Below are 19,142 nucleotides of genomic sequence, written 5' to 3'. Positions count from 1 at the left end.
CAGCATCCATCGATGCAAGTGCCTGTGCGTCGACGCAAGTGCCCGTTTTCAAGCAAGTGCCCGCTGCAATGCTTCGCGGACGACGGGCAACACTCGCTCTTGAACAGCGGCGAGCGACCCTTCTTGGAAGGCGCCGGCGGCGGCCTTGTGCCCCCCGCCACCGAACTGACGTGCGATCTCATTGCAGTCAAATCCACAGCGACTTCGGAATGACAATTTGAAGCCACCTCGAAGCTGTTCGACAAAGATCACGGCCGCCTGCGTGCCGCGCACCGCTAGCGTCAAATTGATCGCGTCTTCGGTGTCGTTCGCCTCAGCCCCACAGGCGGTGAAGTCCCCTTTGCTGACATGCGTGTAGACGAGCGTGCCATCCATTTCCGTGGTGGTACGTGAGAGAATCAGACCGCGCAGTTTCAAGCGGCCGATCGTGTCCCGTTCATACAAATCACCATACACTTCGCTGGGCACGACGCCGACGTCCATTAACCGGGCAATCACGCGATACGTCTCCGCTGTCACCGAGGGAAAGCGAAACCAGCCGGTGTCCGTCGCGATGGCTGCGAACACAGGCACCGCCATCGCGCGGGTGATCGGAACCTTTAACGCGTCAGCGGCTTGAACCACCAATTGCCCCGTCGCCTCGGCTTGATAGTCCTTGAACATCGTCGCGCCGAGGTCGTCTTCGCCCACATGGTGATCGAGCACCATTTTGTCGGCGCGCGAGGCGCGGATCACGTCGCCCATGTCACCGAGCTGCGCCCATGCGCTGGTGTCGAGAATCATGATGCAATCCGCCTTCACATCCTCCGCTTCGACACTGTCACCGAGCACATCGATGTTGCCCGCGGGGTCGAGAAACGAAAGCGCTTGCGGTGTGCGATGGGCGTTGATGATACGGACGTCTTTACCGATCGCCCGGAGCACCTCGGCCATGCCGAGCTCACTGCCTAAGGCGTCACAGTCAGGGCGAATGTGACTGACCAAGACAAACGATTGGTAGTGACTGATTTGATCGACGAAGGCTTTCCAATTGACTCCCACGGAGACACTTTCTTTTTTTAAGACAAAACGGTTGTTAAAGAGATTCTATGTCGGAAGCGAGATTGCGAACCGCCAAGATGTCCCGCTGGATCTGTGCCGCGAGCGCATCGGCACCATCGAATTTCTCAACTCCGCGAATCGCACCCAACCAATGGACGGTTACCGTTTGACCATACAGGTCGCCATCAAAATCCAAACAATGGACCTCGACCTTGGTCCGCTGCTCATCGTCAAACGTTGGGTTGGGACCGACGTGGACCGCAGCGAGCAGTGGCGAGGTGGCCTGGCCCTGGGCGGGCAAGCTCTCACCCGTCACGAATGCGGCGTAGACACCATGGCCTGGAATGAGCGCGGCGACGTCGACGAGGTTGGCCGTTGGGAACCCCAATGTACGACCGCGGCCGGCGCCTCGCGCCACCCGACCGGTGATTTGATACGTCGAGTTCAGCATGGCATTGGCTGCCCGAATTTGCCCAGCCGATATCGCTTCACGGATGCGTGAACTGCTCACCATCCGTTGCTCTGCCATCCGTGGCTCAACGATTTCCAACGATTTCCCCGTCTGTTCACACAGCAGACGCAATCGATTGATGTCGCCGCCGCGATCACGTCCGAAAAAGAAATTGGGTCCCTCGACAACGCTTTGTGCCTGCAAACGATCGACGATCAACAACTGAAAAAACTCGTCCGCGGTGCGATTGAGGAACTCCAGCGAGGCCGGGCAAACGACCAGCACGTCGATACCGAGTTCGCCCATCAACTCGGCGCGGCGCGGAATGGTCGTCAATCGGGCCGGCGCACTATGCGGCCGCAGCACGGTTGCGGGGTGCGGGTCGAGCACGACCACCACGGCGGGCCCCCCCAAACGATCGGCTGCCGCTCGCACGCGTGCGAGCAGCTCGCGATGCCCCACATGCACACCGTCAAAATTACCGATACTGACAGCCCCCTGTTTAACCCGATCCTGCACTTCGGGATTGGTCTCCAGCTCGTCCAGGTGACAGGTCAAAAGGGGGGTAGGGCGGGGCGGGGTCATTTCCAGGCGGGTATCGTTCTCGAACTTGGGACGGAGAATGCCGCCAGTATGCCCGATCAATGCTGATTCCGTTAGGGCGGCGTCGAAACAGACCCGGTTTCTCCCCTGCTGCTTTGCGAGGTACAGCGATTCATCAGCGCGGTGCACAACGGCGCCGACCGCCTGCTCGCTGCGGGATTCACTCAGCCCCACACTGATCGTGACATCGATTGCAGCACGCCCTACCGCGATCGGTTGTTCGGCAATCCGGTGACGCAATTGGTCGAATCGTTCGACAGCAGCCTCGAGGGGTCCGGCGACGAGAATCGCGAACTCGTCACCACCGTACCGCGCCACCATACTCGCTTCGCCGCATCCACCGTCCAGCATCGCCGCAATTCGCTGCAAGACGACGTCGCCCGCAGGGTGGCCGTGGGAATCATTGATCGCTTTGAAACGATCGATGTCGACCAACGCCAGGACGAACGCACTCCCGCCGTCGCGGTACGCTCGAAACAGTGCGTCGAGCCGCTTATCAAAGGCCCGACGGTTCGACAGACCCGTCAACGAGTCGGTATACGCCTCCGTGAGATAGGGTTCCGTCCGACGCGTCCGCCGCCCAGCCCAAAAACCGATCAGCACGAGCAGGCTGGCAACGACCACGCCAGCATTGAATGAGACCGCGTTGAATACGAGAGAGTTGAGCAAGACGATGTTGACAGGCAACATGACAGCGAGAAGTACTTTCCGATCCAGTCGATCAGGCGAACGAAGATACGGAATCCTGAGCGCCAACCAGCTCGCCACGCGCGATGACCACCAATCCGCTTTCCGTCACCGTTAAACCACGCTCAGCATCCGCAACCGGATCATAGCCGATTTCCATTTCCGGCGGGATCCGTACACCCTTGTCGATAATCGCACGCCGGATGCGAGTGTGCCGCCCGACCTCGACATCATCAAACAGAATACTGTCTTCGATCTGAGCGTAGCTATTGACTCGGCACCCCGCCCCGATGATCGATCGCATCACGCTGCCACCACTGATGATGGCACCTTGGCAAATGATCGAATCCAACGCAACACCCTGACGCGTCGAGCCTCCATCACTGCCAAAGACAAATTTGGGAGGCGGCAACTGCGGCCGGAACGAACGGATGGGCCACTCGGCATCATACAGATTGAGTTGGGGGTCCACACGAACGAGATCCATATTGGCCTCGTAATACGCCTCGATCGTGCCGACGTCTCGCCAGTACGCATCGGATTTCCGATTCTCGTCGGTGAACGGAAAGGCAAACACATTGCTGTCGACAATCGCCGCCGGGATAATATTTTTGCCGAAGTCATGGCTGCTGTTTGAATCCGTTGCATCGTCGCACAAACGCTCAAACAGGAACCGCGTGCTGAAGACGTAAATCCCCATCGATGCTAAACAGACATCGGGGTTATCGAGCGTCGACTGCGGATGCTCCGGTTTCTCTTGGAACTCGACCAGCCGATTGTCCGCATCGACCTGCATCACGCCAAACTGATGAGCTTCCCGACGGTCCACACGCAAGGCACCCACGGTGACGTCGGCACCTTTGCGACGGTGAAAATCCACCATCGTGCGGTAGTTCATCTTGTACAAGTGATCGCCCGCGAGAATCACCACGTACTCCGGCATCTCCCGCTCGATCGCGTAGATATTTTGGTAGACGGCGTCAGCGGTGCCCTGGTACCAATTGTCGTCGATGCGCTGCTGGGGCGGGACAACGTCGATGAACTCGCCGAGTTCGCGACAAAAATAATTCGTCCACGCCAGCTGGATATGTCGGTCGAGCGACTGAGCTTTGTACTGCGTCAACATCAGCACGCGGCGCATGCCGCTGTTGAGACAATTGCTCAGCACGAAGTCGATTATCCGGTAGCAACCGCCGATCGGCACGGCCGGTTTGGCACGGTCCCGCGTCAAGGGTTCCAGCCGCGAGCCACGACCACCCGCCAAAATCACCGTCAAGGTTTCTTGCATCATTTCGAGATCCATCCGTTGCCAAACTGCAGCGCGAATCGGTTTTTACGCAATCCACCAACGGGTGACAGACACCCTTCGTGCACGCGATAGGGTATTCATCGGCACCGCATCACCGAGACCCTCGAACCAACTTAGCAAATAGGTGCGTGGCTTGCTTGGGGAATTTTGTCGCAGCAGGAGCCCCGCCAAAGTTGACTCGTGGAGTTCTAACGCAAATGATCAACCAAAATTGAATTTGGCACGTAGGAGTAAGCACGTGTCCTTTTTCAACTAAATTTGGAACCGATCCCCCCCAAAATTGCATCGCCCCGCCACGGAGAACCCGAATCATGCAACTGCACTGGAAGCGAATCAGTATTGTCTTGGCGTCCGCCTGGGTTGCCACCCTCGTGTTTGGACTGATGATGAGCCTGCCCCGCGCAGCGAACTCGGAAGCCCATGCCGATCAACAGCTCCGTGACCGCGCGGCGACCCAGAACCTCAACACGGCCCAAGACATCTCGACGGCATTTCGCAATGTCGCCGAGGCGATGCGTCCCAGCGTCGTGAGCATCAGCACGCAAACGGATCCTAGCGCCCATACTCGCCAACTGTCGCCCAATCTCCGACAACAACTGCCTCCCGGTTTTGACCAATTCTTTGGCAATGGCAACCGCCGCGGACGCGCCGCCGAACCCCAACCGCAACAGCAAGGGCAGGGCAGTGGGGTCATCGTTCGCCAAGACGGTTACATCCTGACCAACAACCATGTCGTCGAAGGCGCCGATATCGTCACGGTGGAACTCAGCAGTGGTGTCAAGATCGAAGCGGAAGTCGTCGGGGCTGACCCCGAAACCGATCTCGCGGTCGTGAAAATTGACCGCGATGGATTGCAACCCGTGCCCTTCGGCGACAGCGAAGCGATCCGCGTCGGCGACTGGGTACTCGCCATCGGCAGCCCCTTCGGGCTCGACCAGACCGTTACCGCGGGCATCATCAGCGGCAAAAATCGCGTCCAAGGTATCGTCGATGACGGCCACGGCTTTGAAGACTTCCTGCAGACCGATGCCGCCATCAATCCAGGCAACTCAGGCGGTCCGTTGGTCAACCTGCACGGTGAGCTCGTCGGTATCAATACCGCGATTCTGTCACGCTCGGGTACGAGCGCCGGCATCGGTTTTGCCATTCCCGTGGCCCTCGCTCGTCCGGTACTCGAATCCATTATCGAGAACGGTGAAGTCCGCCGCGGTTTCCTGGGCGCTCAGGTCGCCGATGTGACCCCCGAAGTGGTCGTCGAATTCGGTCTAAAAGTCAGCAAGGGTGCACTCATCCGCGGTGTCCTCGAAGGCCAACCCGCAGCGAATGCCGATCTGCAACCGGGCGATGTGATCCTAGAGACCGACGGACGCCCCGTGACCACCAGCTCACGCTTGGTCAACTACATCGCAGGCCGCACGCCAGGCCAAAGTGTCCAGATGAAGATCAATCGTCACGGCCAAGAATTGAACGTAACGGTTAACTTGCAGTTGCGAACCGACAAGGCGATGGCCATGTTCAGCCCACGCTCTCCCTGGGGTGCCGAGCTCGAACCGGTCACGCCCAAGTCAGCCAAAGAGTACGGCTACGCCGATCTACAAGGTGGCCTGATCGTGACCAGCGTCAGCGACCAAGGCATCGCCGCGGAAGCCGGTCTGCAGGCCGGTGACGTGATCGAAACCGCTGCTGGCCGGCCCCTGGAATCCGTTGACCAGCTCACCAAAATCCTGACCGCGGCAAAACAGCGACAGCTACCGCTGCAAGTCGTCGTCCGCCGCGGCAACACGAAAATGCTGCTCGTGATCCGCTAACCATCGCTCTTACTTTTCCCGTTTCAATTTAACTTTTTGAATTCTCTCGCAGCCATTTCAAAGAGTCAGTCCAACAGCATCACGCCGTCGTCGATCCGCATGATCGCGACGGCTCGCTTGCCATCGTCGGCATAAATCGGCTGGCCGGTTCGCGAGTCGGCACCTCCGACCAAAAACCAATGCCCCTTAGGCACTCGCGCCGTGGTCTCAATGCTCATCGGCGATCGGTGTCTCGTTTGCACGTTGATCTTGACCTCAAATTGGTCGCGATCGATCGTGTTCAACAGCGACACGGTCATGTTCATCTGGCCATACCGTGACGTGCCCATCACCGAACTGCGTTGCCCGACTGCCACCATCGCTGTCGCCGAGCCCGCGACGACCAAACGACGGTAACCCGCCGACGATAAACCCTCCCGCGCAGGCCCCTGATACGCCACGCGGTTTTCATCGTCGGATTCGATCAACCACACGAGTCGATAGGTCACATCCTTATTGGGCCCCTTGAACTCAGCACCCCCCGAAGGCTTCTGAGCCACCAGGTTGCTGGCGACCAGCAGGGTCAAAATGACGGGCATCGCGTATCGCTTCATCGGTCAATCCTGAAGAGGAAGGCTGAGTGCTGTCGTCGCTCCACGACCTCCGGAGCTCGGAGGGGAGGGAATTCGCCATTTCGACGCCGAAGGCTCCTTTTTAGTTCCAATACCATATCGCCGCCACGATCGCAGAACAGAATCCTTGCCTTGCCCAAGACCCATCGCGAGCTCGGACCAATCCCCCCAAGCGATCCAGACTCACGCGCCATCGCCCAAATCGAGCCGCTCCCCGTACCGTCGGAGCACCTGATCACGCAGTCCCGCCAGCTCAGGTGCGTCCATCTCCGGATCTTCGTCGATCATCTCCTGAGCCATTGCACGGGCGACTTGCAGGATTTCAACGTCGCGACTCAAGTCCGCGATTCGCAAGGGCGCCAATCCGCTTTGCTTTTTCCCCAATAGATCGCCCGGACCACGAAGACGAAAATCGGCTTCGGCAAGCTCAAAACCATCCGAGGTCTGCTCAAATACTTTCAAGCGTTCACTCTCTTCCGGCGAACGTGCCCCATCCGTGAACACGCACACGTACGCCGCGTGAGTGCCCCGCGAAATACGGCCGCGAAGTTGATGCAGTTGGGCCAGACCGAATCGATTGCCACCGAGGATGGTCATCACGGTCGCGTTGGCGACGTCGACCCCCACTTCGATCACCGTGGTACTGACCAACACGTCAATTTCGCCATCGGCGAATCGCTGCATCACCTCCTGCTTGACCTCCGGTTTCATCCGCCCATGCAACAGTTCGACGCGGTGCTCGGGGAAGACCTCGTCACGCAGACGCTCAAACGTACGGCTGACGGAAGTGACGTCCTCCACCTCCTCTTCCAAAACAGCCGGTGCGTCACCTGATCGCTCGGCTTGGGTTGCCTCGCTACCGGACGGTTCGGAGCCCGACGCCTGGTCGCCGACACGCGGCGCCACCACATACGCCTGACGCCCCTCGGTGATGCGTTGCCGTACAAATTCCCACCAACGATCACGCCATTTGTCGTTGGCAAGATACGTGTGGACATCCCCTCGTCCCGCAGGTTTTTCCCGTAGCGTGCTGAGGTCCACATCCCCGAACTGGGTCATCGCCACGCTGCGCGGTATCGGCGTGGCAGACATCACGAGGGAATGCGGGTCAACACCCCCGGCCCGTAACTGAACTCGCTGTCGCACCCCAAACTTGTGCTGTTCATCGATCACGCATAAACCGAGCGAGTGAAACTCGATGTCGTACACGAGAGCTTGCGTGCCAACGATCAGATCCAACTCACCCGACGCGATCGCGGCGAGCGTTTTTCGTCGCTCGGCGGCGGTCAGCGATCCACACAGCAACCCGATCCGCACGCGGCTATCGGCGAGTATCTTAGTGAGTGTTTGGTAGTGCTGCCGGGCGAGCACTTCGGTCGGCGCCATCAGCGTGGCCTGATGCCCGTTGGCAACGGCCAACATCATGGCAAAGATCGCGACGACCGTCTTGCCGCTGCCGACGTCGCCCTGCAGCAATCGGTTCATGGGGAACTGTCGCCCCATCTCGCGAGCGAGTTCGCTGATCACACGGTCTTGATCGGCCGTTAACTCAAACGGAAAACGCCGCAGGATGCGTTGCCGGATCTGCGCCGTGCAGGGCATCTCGGGAGCCTGCAATCGTCCCGTCAGCGACCTGCGACGCATCGCCAAGGCGAGCTGCATGACAAAGAGTTCTTGGAAAATCAGCCGCGTCCGGGCTGCCGTCAACGCGTCCTTCGACGGTGGCCCATGGATATCACGCAGTGTCGTGGCGATGTCCGGGAGATCACCAACAAATTCCATTCCCGACTCCCGCAACCGCTCGGCCGCCGCAGCACGGAGGGACTCCGGCATGACCTCCGTGACATGACCGGCGAGCACATCCGCCACCCGCCTCGTCAATCGCCGTAGCTCGTAATCCTTGATCCCCTCGGTGAGCGAATAAACCGGCACGATGTCGCCACGATGCGGGGCACCCTCGAGCCCCTCCTCACCCTCGAACTCCTCCTTGTCGAGCATCTCGTACTTCGGGTGCGAAAACGCCCACCGCAACCCATCGAGTTTTGGCGTGCCGCTGAGCCGCACATAGCGATAGAACGTCAACTGCTCGGCGCGAAACGGCTGGTTGAAAAAGACGATTCGGACCGCTCCTGATTCATTCTCGACGATGGCCGCAAACAATGATTTCCCCGGCGTCCGTGAGACCAATTCCGCATCGGTGATCTTGCCCACGAAAGTCGCCGGGACCCCTTCACGCAAATCATCGACGCGGGTCGGTGGCGGCGGGAACTGATGCTCGCGAGGAAAGAAAAACAGCACATCTTGGGCCTTGCGAAGTCCCAGTTTCCGCAACCGATCGGCTCGCGCGGGCCCCATCCCCGGCAGATATTGCAGCGGCGTGGTCAACTCAAACTCAGCCGCGGGGACGGTCGTAGCCGGTTCCAGCGGCTCGGCGGCGGGCGGCGTCGGGTTCGCTGGATCAGTCACAACAGCAGGTTTTGGGAATGAGCGGCACGGACAAACGGCATTTCACCTCACTTATCCTAACGCTCCCCAGTAGCCAGCGGCCAGTGTGCATGTAGCTTGGGACCATCGTCCCGAGCGAACAAATCGCCCCCGAGCGAACAAATCGCCCCCGGCCGAGCACCTGTCGCTGCCCGAAGTCGATTTCGCCCCGCCGCACCAAAGGCATAGTCCCATGTATTGGGCCTGAGAGCAGGACCTTCCAACTCCGCTGCCCCCCTCTTCCGGGTCATTCAATGCGGCGTCAACGAAACGGAGTCGTGCCGAGTTCCGCCGCGGCGGGCGGAAACGATGAGCAAAGATCGTCGCCAAGCGACACTTGCCGAAAATCCTGCGAGCGGATATTCTAGCTCGCTCACATGCGGATGTGGCGGAATTGGCAGACGCGCTAGACTCAGGATCTAGTGTCCGATAAGGACGTGGAGGTTCGAATCCTCTCATCCGTACTAGAAAAAGATCATCTTTTACAGGGTTTTCGCTCATTCGAGCGAAAACCCTTTTTTCGTGTCACTTCGACCAAGTGACACTGCGTCTCCCAGCGGTCAGCCCGGGCAACACGTGGCTACGCTCGCCAGAGCGTGGAGGCCCACCGTCTGGCAGCGGTGGCACGGGAGAATTCGTGACTTGTTGTTCACGCGATGCTTGCCGCTGTCCAGGTTCCTTGCCCATCCATCGCCAGGGCCGCGTTGGATCGGGGTTCTTCCAAGGCTGCAGCACGTTTGGCTTTACTTTCAAACTTCCTGCGCAACGAGGGGCCGGACGCACCCATCCAGTGGTGCATTTCACGTCGTCACACGCATCAACGAAAAACGATACAATCGATCGCTCGAAACTAAGATCGGGTCCAGAGTCATCGCCCAACGGGATAAAACGACGAGACGACCAAGCTCCTCAGGGGGTCGGAAAATGTGGGTCGGAAAATGTGACGGGGGTAATATTTCGAGTCCACGGAGGTTTCTAGTCATCAGCAGTGACTTATTCCGGTGGCCGACGCCGGATGAGCAACGTAATTTCAAGCGGTTCCGTTTTCATCGACCGGTGTGGCGACCCCAGCACGAACGGATTTCGCCAGCAGTTCCCGGCGGTGCCCTGTTTTGGGGTGGATAAGTGCCTTCGTCGTTCCAGTTCGCTACGACTGCGGTGTTGCCTTTTGTGTTTGCGATATCTCCCTTGTTCCCCGAGGTGTCACTCTGATTCCTTCGGTTGGTCCGGCCAACCATTGGGCACCACAAAGAAGCGCTCGACCTCGCTCAGCCGGTCTTCCCATTCATCGAGCTGATCGATCAAGACCGGTCGCTCACTTCGCTTAGCCGATTCGTTTAACCAAGCACCGATTTCACATTTGTCCATCAGGCCGGACTCGTTTCCAGTATCGATTTCGGCAGACAACCAATACGGTTTCGCAGCCACGCGATAGCGATTGACATCGCTGCGCGGCGCCGCTTCAAACTCATCCCTTCGAATCCAGCGGCAACGCAAATGTTCTGCGGACATCAACGTTGGCAATTCGATCGATTGACAATCCGACGTCGCATAAAAGATTCGTCCCTTGACCATCGCCTCACGAACATCAACGCCTTCGACATGATCGTGACTGAGCGGCAGTTGATGATCGAACATTCGCTTCATCTTCCGCTCGAAGGTATCCTTGAGATTTGGGCCGAGGAAGTGACTGCCCTCGATGAGCGTTTCCGTATGATGCAGATAAAACTTGACGGCGACTTCAAGATGTGTCAGCCGATTCAATTCGTCTCGGAACATGAAATCCAGTTCACCGAGCGTGATTTTGCCCTCACGGATTGGCATGCCATTGGCGACCATCTCGACGCCGCGAACGTGTGCCAACCAAAACAGTACCAAGCGTTCAAAGTAATATCCGACCCGCCGCGGAACTCCGGCGTCAAAGAATCGCACCAATCGATCTAAGTCAACGTCCGACTTCGCAAGCGCCGTCACCTCCGCATCCGATTCGATCAACGATGGACTGTTGACCACCCACAGGAGATCGGCCAGCAATTTCGCGGGGGATGGTTTCATGGTCCAATGCCGATTTGAAAGGTAGCTGTGACCTCCCATCTTCGTTCAAATATTGAAGCAGAGTATCAATGTGCCGATTAAGGGAGCGGTGGTCAATCGCTCCGTTTTTCCCGGCAGGCCCAGTCGAACGCTGCCAATCCAATCCCACCAATAAATCATTGGATACTTGAGACAGTACTCCAAAACCTCCGGTGCACGCTTTCGTCGGATGACCCCGACAATCTCGGAGGTTCTTCCCGGATGGACCGTTTTTTTCGCGTTCGATCCTTACTCTTCGACAGCCTCGAAGATTGCGATGCGACCATCGTTGAGTTTGCCTTGGGAGTGTTCGCCAGCGTTCCTCCATGATAAGACGATGCCATACAGATTGCCATCTTTTTCGACCGGGCAAAAGCCGTGCATGTGGCGCATCAACGCTAGTGTGTCGTAGGTCGCCGGTACAAGGCTACCGGCTGGCTTGCCATCATCCAACACCAACACTGGCGCCAATCCGTCGGTTCGGGGCAAGGGATTGAGCAGCGGCAAAAACATGCTGGTACCTTGATGCGAGAGGTTGCATGGATTGGAACCCTTGGGTAGCTGAATGAAATAATCCTTGTCCGCCCCAGGCATCCGGAGCTGTGCTCCACCGGGGGTGAACGCGAAAATGCGTCCGTGAGCACGAGACGCGATTTCAACAATCTCTTTGCCGCCTTCGGTTGCAACTTCCACACCATGACCGGTGCTGAGCATCCCCCCATTGTTTTCTCCGCCGCCCCATGCCGGACCACCCCATTTCCACTGGCCGTCACGAAGCACAGCTGTTAGGGCGAAGTCGCCGGGTGCGTATCCGATGACAACGACCAGCTGTTTTGCAACGGGCAGGTAGACCACGTCACAGGGTATGAACTTTCCGCCCGCGGCGAAGTATTCGTTGACCGTTGGATTATCAAACTCGTCTCCCTTGGGTTGGGTCAGTTTGGCGAGGATCTTGCCACGTTTTGTCACCAGCACTTCTTTTGTGTTGGTCGATGCAAACGCCCAGTAGGATTCGCCATCCATCGTAAAGCAGTCCGTTCCATGGGCATTGACGCCACTAGCAAAGACTGGATCCTGGCCGTCGACCAACTTCCATTCTTTCAATTGTGAATCGAGCGTCACGAGTCCATGCTTGGCAATGACCGTTACAATCTCACCGGTCGACGGATCGCGATCGGCGTTGTTGTGCAATCCTCCTTTGGCTGCATCGATCATCGCGTCAGACTGCTTGCCGAGTTCAGGCCGATGCTTCCAGAAATACGTCTTGCCGTTGGCCTCGAAAGTGTTTGTCGCTGCAGTAGGGTCGATTCCGGAGGGGGGTACCGCCGACGACTTGACGGACGCACCGTGGTCGTGACCTTCGTGAGCCATCGAGTTCGATCTTAATGCGAATACGAAAATGATGGCTAAACAAAAAACATGGCGGTTGGAAAGCACAATAGCAAACTCAAGACAAGGATGGAATTAATAACACGACTCGCCATCTTATCGACGCCCGAACACAACACAAGTGTCTAGCAGACGATCACACGGAGTTGCGTTGCGCCAGGACCTAGCCGGCAACCACACCGCTCAAGCGATCATATCCAACGGCCGTTCGTCTCACCGCCGTTGCGGGGCAGGACAAAATCACTAGCCTCTTTGGCGGTGGTTCGGTCCACCTCCACCTCCACCTCCACCTCCACCTCCACCTCCACTTCCACTTCCACTTCCGTTTCGCACCAGAGTAGGGCCGGTTCGCGGGAGCGGGTGACGATCACCGTCCAGATCTTCCGAAGCTTGACCTCGCGAATCTCAGCCTGGTGGTGGTCGGTTCATCGCCAGGGCCGCGTTGGATCGGGGTTCTTCCAAGGCTGCAGCACGTTTGGCTTTACTTTCAAACTCCCTGCGCAACGAGGGGCCGGACGCACCCATCCAGTGGTGCATTTCACGTCGTCACACGCATCAACGAAAAACGATACAATCGATCGCTCGAAGCGAAGTTCGAGCCCCGAGTCATCGCTAAACGGAATAAAACGACGAGACGACCAAGCTCCTCAGATGCAGCAAAAACGCTGTACCAGATGGGTTTCGGCAATTGACTTTTCTGATGGCATAACCACAGTAAGACTTGCCGCTCGAACGAGATCGTCGAAAAGGCCCGTTCGTTCGCAGCCGCATGACTGTGCGGCCCCATTCAATGCCGAGCCAAGAAGCACAGTCCGTTTGTTGGAATCGACGAAGCGGCCCGCACTTCCACTCGATCTTAACGAGCCTGTCAAAACACTGTTTTGTCACCAGGCCACTCCCCCCCCCTCTCCCCCCCCCCTCTCCCACCAACGAAAAGACTGACTTCATGCCCAACCGAATGATCGGTGCTGCCGTCCTCGCATTTACTTCGCTGGCGTGTATCGCCCATGCGGATTCCCCCACGCCTGACGCGGCGATCAAACCCACTAAGGTCATCAAGTTGCTTGATGGTACTGTGAGTGATGAGTTCTATACCTTCCTGAAGGACACCAAATACGAAGACCCTCGCAATGTTTTCCGTGTCACCGATGGTCTTCTCCATATTTCCGGCGATGGCCTAGGCGCCCTTGGTGAGCAAGAAATCGTATCGCGATTATCATTGCGTGCTGGAATACAAATGGGGAACGAAGTCATGGCAGGATCGAACTGAAAAGACCAAGGACACCGGGCTGCTGATTCACAGCAATGGCCCCGACGGCGCGTATGGTGGTATTTGGATGCCGTCGCTAGAGGTGCAGATCATCGAAGGTGGTGTGGGCGATTTCGTGATGGTCACGGGCAATGGCGCCGATGGCAATCCAATGCCTTTGTCGCTTACCTGCGAAGTCGAACTTGATCGCGACGGCGAAGTCGTGTGGAAGCCGGGTGCCACGAAACAAACCTTTGATCTGACGAACCGAAAACGCATCAATTGGTACGGTCGCGACCCGGACTGGGAAGACGTGCGAGGATTTCGTGGCAGCCAAGACGTTGACAGCCCCGGCCAAGAATGGACTCGCATCGACACCATCTGCGATGGCGATCATGTCGAAGTGTTTGTCAACGGAGTGAAGGTCAACGAAGCGTTCAACGTGCTGCCAGCGTCGGGACAATTGCAGCTGCAGACGGAGCTGGCCGAGGTTTTTGTTCGTCGCTGGGAATTACACCCCATCGGCGAAGGCCCCAAGCCTGCCAAACCATAGTCGAATGCCCCTCCACCGAGACCGGGCACGGACCTTGTGTGGACGGCATGTCGGAGCGACACGAGACGTCGACTCGCGAGACGTCGGGCTCCCCCTGTGACTGATGACCGCGTCGATCTGCCAGAACGCTTCACCGCGTTCGGCCCTGCAACGGACTCACACCCGAACGACGCATACCATCCAGCGGTATCGCATCGCCTAACGAATGTGATTCCGGAGACTCCCCAGTGTGCACACCGATCGGTACCGATGTGCAGACCGATCGGTACCGGTGGTCACATGATCGGTCGACTCGCTAGCCTTTCCGCCTCAGCCAATTCGCTCGAGCCAAGTCTGGTTGTCGATGACATCGCTAAAGAACATCTGTTGCGCGACCAGGATCGACTCATGAAGCTGCTCAGCGGTGACTGAACCGGCTTTGTTTTCCACATCGAGTGTGCCCGTGGCGTCCCGCAGAAACTCGACCTGGTACCCGCGGTGGAATGCTTGACGCGCTGTCGTGTCGCAACACACCTGGGTCATGTAACCGGCGATGCATACGGTGTCGATCTTTCTCTCTTTCAAAAACAGATCCAATGGGGTGCCGGTAAAGGATCCCGGTAACTGCTTGTCAACCAAAACGTCGCGCGGCCTCGATTCGACTTCGTCATGCAGCTGCCACATCTCGCTCCCCCTGCGGAAGATGGGAGACTCAGGATCGGGCTGGTGATGCCGCACCACCACGGTAGGCAGATTCGCTTGTTTCGCGGCATCCATGACTTCCAGGATTGAGTCCAAGTGACCGACCGGGTGCCGAATGGGAAACGCTCCTTCGAAATATTCACGCTGCACGTCAATAACTAAGAGGGCTCTGCTCATCTGAAAAACCTAGTAAACTGAGAATGAAAATGCGAGGACGGGGTGGACGAACGCGACAACCATTATCGCCTGTTTGACAGAGGAAGGTAGACGTCCACTCGATATCGTGTCGCGGAATAGTCCTCATCGGCATGATTCAATGCAGGCAACATGATCGAATCGGTGGACACACGACGAACCTTGCTCACCAGTGGCGATCGTGATGGATGCGGACGAGATTCCGACGATTGGCGTGATTGAAGTCGCTGCCTCATCAACGCCCACCCCATTTACTTTGCTCCGTTCTGAGACCGTCGTAAGGAAACCCCAACACTTTGAAAAAAACTGAATCGGTTCCCGTCCCTTCGAAGCCACTTTCCTATTCGTATTGGCTGGGGACGTTCGTTCTCCAAGGCTCAGTGGCGCCGCGTGTCATGCTCGACGTGATCGGCTTTGGGCTGCTGGCGACGGGCATCGTGTATGTCAGCGAATATGCCATGCAGCACTATCAAGTCAGCCTCGCCGTGCCCGGCGGACCGTTTGAAGTCGCTGGCGGTGTGCTGGGTCTGCTGTTGGTGCTGCGCCTCAATGCGGGATACGACCGCTGGTGGGAGGCTCGCAAGCTATGGGGCGGTATCGTCAACGAGTCTCGCAACCTCGCCGTTGCCGGGCTGGCGTACGGTCCATCCGACCATCACTGGCGGGTTCAATTCATAAAATGGGTCGCCACATTCCCGCATGTGACCCGGCGCTCACTGCGTGGTGAACGCCAAATGCCGGAACTGGCGAGACTCCTGACCGAGCAACAAATCGAAGGTCTGCTGGCCAACCGCCATTTGCCCGATGCGGTGTCGCGTCAGATCGCCTCATTGCTGGCCGAGGGGCGGAGCAACGGCATGGACGGATTCGCATTCTACTCTGCAGAAAAACAACGCTGCTCGCTGATCGACTACCTGGGCGGTTGCGAACGCATTCTGAAAACGCCGCTGGCCCGCTCCAGCGCAATCCAAGTTCGACAGTTTATCTTTATCCTGCTAGCGTCCCTGCCGTTTTCGCTGCTCGACGATTTTCACGGTACACTTCCCATCGCCATCTTTGGCTCGGAAGTCGGACGTAACGTGTGGCTCATCCCATGGTTCATCATGGTGATTGCGTTCATGTTGCTATCGCTCGATCGGATCGGCATGGAACTGCAAAACCCCTTCGATACGCGGCGCGTTGACTTTTTGCCGCTCGACAATATCTGCACCACGATCGAGCAAAATTTACTGGAACTATTGCACGCCGACGACCTGCACGACTACGCCGCGCCGACAGCGGACGATGTCGAACTACCGCCCGATGCATCCACTCACGCAACCGACGAGCGAATCGGCGCAGACATTTCCTGAGCCGAGTTGCGTGAGCGACCGGGTAGCTCGAGTTACCCGATGCCTTACGGCATTCGGCTCACCATTGCCGGGCGAACGTTGGCGAAATCAACAGCCTGTTACGGCAACAAACCCACCAGTTTGTCACGGACGAAATCCCGAATCTCGTCTCGAACGCGGCGATAGTGATCGAGAGCTTCTTCTTCACTGGCCGCTTCCTTGGCGAGCTTCGGTGGATCGTCGAAGCCGACGTGAACCAACTTTCCATTGGTCAGAAACACAGGGCAGTTTTCGTCCGCATGACCGCACACAGTGATAACCAGGTCAAGAGGAACTTCGGTGAGCGTGCTGGCGAGTTTCGACGTTTGACCGGAGATATCCACGCCTGCTTCCTGCATCACTCGCATCGCGTTCGGATTCATACCGTGTGCCTCGATGCCGGCCGAGTACGCTTCCATCTTGTCGTCATGAAAATGCCTCGCCCAACCCTCAGCCATCTGGCTGCGACAGGAATTGCCGGTGCATAGAAACAGAACATTCTTTTTGGACATTGGTTTTCACCTTTGCTTGAGTAGCGATCAATGAATCGATCGGGCGGACGGAAAAACCCCATGCCCCGCCCCATCGTTGGAGTGATTTCAGTACCTCCCATGGTGCATGGGTGGCAGAGCCACGCACCCGAAACGGCCATTCACACAGCCCCCTAAAATAAACGGGGGCACTAAAAAACTGTCGCCATTCGCTCCGCGGCAGCGAGGTGGCGGGTTGCGATTGGGAAGCAAAAGGCGATGCCAAAAAATCGGTTCGCCCCTTAGCGAGTCAGAGACGAATCCGCTGCGACGAGGCGGCGCAATCCCGCCAGGCCGGTGGGCGGTTCGCTTTGCCAAGGAACAATCGCCACACGAGTGGCCAGTGTTGATCGGACCTCCTCGATGAACGGCAACTCGTTCTGCTGGCGCTGACGAAGGATCGGATCGGTCACCCTGAGCGGCACCAGACTTTGATTGATGACCCACGCGAATGGCTCGATCTCCGCACGCCGCAAATCCTGCTGCAAGCGTGCCGCCTCGTGAACCGGAGTCGCTTCGGGCAACGTCACCACGAGAACCCGCGTGAAGTCTGGGTCGCGCAAACGTGGCAACAGCTTCTCAACGGATTCAGGCATTTGACTGGATTGCCGTGTCACCTCGCGGTGGTAAGCCAATGCAGAATCGAGCAGTAGAATCGTGTGCCCCGTCGGTGCCGTGTCCAGAACGACGAACCGGTCTGCCCCCTCCGAAACCGCCTTGGCGAACGCTCGAAACACCGCAATTTCTTCGGTGCAAGGCGAACGCAAGTCCTCTTCGAGGAGTGCCTTGCCCTCAGCGTCCAAATCTTTACCCGCCGTTTGCATCACTTCCGCGGTATAGTCAGCCGTTTCCTGAGCCGGGTCGATTCGGCCAACGGTCAATCCAGCAAGCTCGTCCGCTGCGATCGTCGCCGAGAGATGCGCCGCCGGATCCGTTGTCGAAAGATGCACATCCAATCCTCGCTCCGCCAACGCGACCGCCAACGCAGCGGCGACGGTTGTCTTGCCGACGCCCCCTTTGCCCATCGCCAGAATCACGCCATGGCCAACGGCGGCCAGCTCGTCGACCAGCGAACCGAGGCCATCGGAGAACACCGGGGGCGGGGGAGTAGGGAGATCGGGAACCCGGGGAGATGTTACGGTTTGGCCGACACGCCGCAGCGAATCGATCCCCATCAATCCGGTACTCGCCAGCGGAACCGTCGAACGATCGAGCGCGGCGATTCCGGCGGGCATTGCCGCGACCGCTTCATCGCCTCGGCGCTGCATCGCCGTCGCAATTTCGTCCCCAGGCGTTTGACTTGTGAAGATGCCGTTGACGATCAAGTGCTGATTGTGAACGCCCAATTCCTGCAGCTCGCTACTGGTCCGAGACGCTTCACGAAACGCCGAGGGCTCAGGACGTGTGACCAGCACCAACGTCGTACAGTCGCCGTCCGCCAACGCATCGACGGTTTGCTTGTAGATCAACGTTTGAGCCTGCAATCCAGCGAGCGGCCCCAGACATGACGTACCGGTTGTATTGCTGTCGATGTAACCCGACCAAGCCGACGGCAGTGTCAGTAAACGCAGCGTGTGTCCGGTGGGTGCCGTGTCAAACACGACATGGTCGAACTGGGACGTTGCCTCTTTGTCGCCCAGCAATTTTGCAAATTCGTCGAACGCCGCGATCTCCAGCGTACAGGATCCCGAGAACTGTTCCTCCATGCTCGCGACCGCCGCATCAGGCAACACGCCACGATAGGGACCCACCATGCGCTCGCGATACTCGTGAGCCGCCACTTCGGGATCGAGGTTCATCGCAAATAAATTCGGCACCGACTCGATCTGCGTCGGTGCACTCGTTAGAGCGGTCCCCAACACTTCATCAAGATTGGACGCCGGATCAGTCGAAACGAGCAACACTCGCAAACCACGATCGGCCAACTGAACGGCACTCGCACACGCCATCGACGTTTTACCGACGCCGCCTTTGCCGGTAAAAAACAGATTGCGAGTAGGCTGATTGAGAAATTGCATTTCGATTCTCCTCGTTTAAAAGATTGAGTAGGCTCACTGGAAGTTCACAAACAAGCGAAACATCTGTGGCCGAACGCTCCGCGGTCGGAA

15 protein-coding genes and 1 tRNA gene are annotated in these 19,142 nt (G+C 57.9%); 5 read left to right on the top strand and 11 right to left on the bottom strand.

The window, feature by feature from the left end:
• Positions 1–48: 48 nt before the first annotated feature.
• The 3 genes from SH410x_RS02145 to glgC are packed head-to-tail and all read right to left on the bottom strand — an operon-like array spanning position 49 to position 4,073.
• The gene (locus SH410x_RS02145; protein ID WP_473674187.1) at positions 49–1,041 is read right to left on the bottom strand and encodes a DHH family phosphoesterase; all 993 of its coding nucleotides are present in this window, start codon (positions 1,039–1,041) and stop codon (positions 49–51) included.
• 34 nt (positions 1,042–1,075) lie between these two features.
• Positions 1,076–2,785: a bifunctional riboflavin kinase/FAD synthetase gene (locus SH410x_RS02140; protein WP_473674185.1), complete on the bottom strand. Its 1,710-nt coding sequence runs from the start codon at positions 2,783–2,785 to the stop codon at positions 1,076–1,078.
• Positions 2,786–2,816: 31 nt separating this feature from the next.
• On the bottom strand, positions 2,817–4,073 hold the full coding sequence (gene glgC, locus SH410x_RS02135; protein ID WP_473674183.1) for a glucose-1-phosphate adenylyltransferase: 1,257 nt from the start codon (positions 4,071–4,073) through the stop codon (positions 2,817–2,819).
• A 329-nt stretch (positions 4,074–4,402) separates the two neighbouring features.
• On the opposite strand from glgC, the gene SH410x_RS02130 reads away from it, so the two are divergent.
• On the top strand, positions 4,403–5,899 hold the full coding sequence (locus SH410x_RS02130; RefSeq protein ID WP_473674181.1) for a Do family serine endopeptidase: 1,497 nt from the start codon (positions 4,403–4,405) through the stop codon (positions 5,897–5,899).
• Between the two features lie 65 nt (positions 5,900–5,964).
• On the opposite strand, the gene SH410x_RS02125 is transcribed toward SH410x_RS02130, so the two are convergent.
• The gene (locus tag SH410x_RS02125) at positions 5,965–6,492 is read right to left on the bottom strand and encodes a hypothetical protein (RefSeq protein WP_473674179.1); all 528 of its coding nucleotides are present in this window, start codon (positions 6,490–6,492) and stop codon (positions 5,965–5,967) included.
• Positions 6,493–6,693: 201 nt separating this feature from the next.
• Complete coding sequence (locus SH410x_RS02120; RefSeq protein WP_473677226.1) at positions 6,694–8,865, bottom strand: ATP-dependent DNA helicase RecG; 2,172 nt, start codon at positions 8,863–8,865, stop codon at positions 6,694–6,696.
• 508 nt (positions 8,866–9,373) lie between these two features.
• On the opposite strand from SH410x_RS02120, the gene SH410x_RS02115 reads away from it, so the two are divergent.
• Positions 9,374–9,458 (top strand) — tRNA-Leu (locus SH410x_RS02115).
• Positions 9,459–10,197: 739 nt separating this feature from the next.
• On the opposite strand, the gene SH410x_RS02110 is transcribed toward SH410x_RS02115, so the two are convergent.
• The 3 genes from SH410x_RS02110 to SH410x_RS02100 all read right to left on the bottom strand — a co-directional run bounded on the left by SH410x_RS02110 (position 10,198) and on the right by SH410x_RS02100 (position 12,827).
• Positions 10,198–11,049, bottom strand: coding sequence for a DUF1853 family protein (locus SH410x_RS02110; protein WP_473674178.1), 852 nt, complete (start codon positions 11,047–11,049; stop codon positions 10,198–10,200).
• Between the two features lie 267 nt (positions 11,050–11,316).
• Positions 11,317–12,438, bottom strand: coding sequence for a hypothetical protein (locus SH410x_RS02105; RefSeq protein ID WP_473674176.1), 1,122 nt, complete (start codon positions 12,436–12,438; stop codon positions 11,317–11,319).
• Positions 12,439–12,647: 209 nt separating this feature from the next.
• Positions 12,648–12,827: a hypothetical protein gene (locus SH410x_RS02100; protein ID WP_473674174.1), complete on the bottom strand. Its 180-nt coding sequence runs from the start codon at positions 12,825–12,827 to the stop codon at positions 12,648–12,650.
• A gap of 575 nt (positions 12,828–13,402) precedes the next feature.
• Here SH410x_RS02100 and SH410x_RS02095 point away from each other — a divergent pair.
• Together SH410x_RS02095 and SH410x_RS02090 are read left to right on the top strand one after the other, a co-directional pair.
• Positions 13,403–13,726, top strand: coding sequence for a hypothetical protein (locus tag SH410x_RS02095; RefSeq protein ID WP_473674172.1), 324 nt, complete (start codon positions 13,403–13,405; stop codon positions 13,724–13,726).
• The gene (locus tag SH410x_RS02090; protein ID WP_473674171.1) at positions 13,647–14,258 is read left to right on the top strand and encodes a 3-keto-alpha-glucoside-1,2-lyase-like domain-containing protein; all 612 of its coding nucleotides are present in this window, start codon (positions 13,647–13,649) and stop codon (positions 14,256–14,258) included. Before SH410x_RS02095 ends, SH410x_RS02090 begins: the two co-directional genes overlap by 80 nt.
• 309 nt (positions 14,259–14,567) lie before the next feature.
• On the opposite strand, the gene SH410x_RS02085 is transcribed toward SH410x_RS02090, so the two are convergent.
• On the bottom strand, positions 14,568–15,116 hold the full coding sequence (locus SH410x_RS02085; RefSeq protein ID WP_473674169.1) for a cysteine hydrolase family protein: 549 nt from the start codon (positions 15,114–15,116) through the stop codon (positions 14,568–14,570).
• Between the two features lie 314 nt (positions 15,117–15,430).
• Between SH410x_RS02085 and SH410x_RS02080 the strand changes: the two genes are divergently transcribed.
• Positions 15,431–16,486: a bestrophin family protein gene (locus tag SH410x_RS02080; RefSeq protein ID WP_473674167.1), complete on the top strand. Its 1,056-nt coding sequence runs from the start codon at positions 15,431–15,433 to the stop codon at positions 16,484–16,486.
• A gap of 98 nt (positions 16,487–16,584) precedes the next feature.
• Here the strand turns inward: SH410x_RS02080 and SH410x_RS02075 are convergent, their stop codons facing one another.
• Positions 16,585–17,016 (bottom strand): arsenate reductase ArsC, encoded by a 432-nt coding sequence (locus tag SH410x_RS02075; protein WP_473674165.1) that lies wholly within the window; start codon positions 17,014–17,016, stop codon positions 16,585–16,587.
• A 260-nt stretch (positions 17,017–17,276) separates the two neighbouring features.
• Positions 17,277–19,052 carry an arsenical pump-driving ATPase gene (gene arsA / locus SH410x_RS02070; RefSeq protein WP_473674163.1) on the bottom strand — a complete coding sequence of 592 codons (1,776 nt, stop codon included), beginning with the start codon at positions 19,050–19,052 and terminating at the stop codon, positions 17,277–17,279.
• Positions 19,053–19,142: the final 90 nt, after the last annotated feature.

The organism is Rhodopirellula sp. SH410 (assembly GCF_055811895.1).
This window is presented reverse-complemented; position numbering and strand designations above follow the sequence as displayed.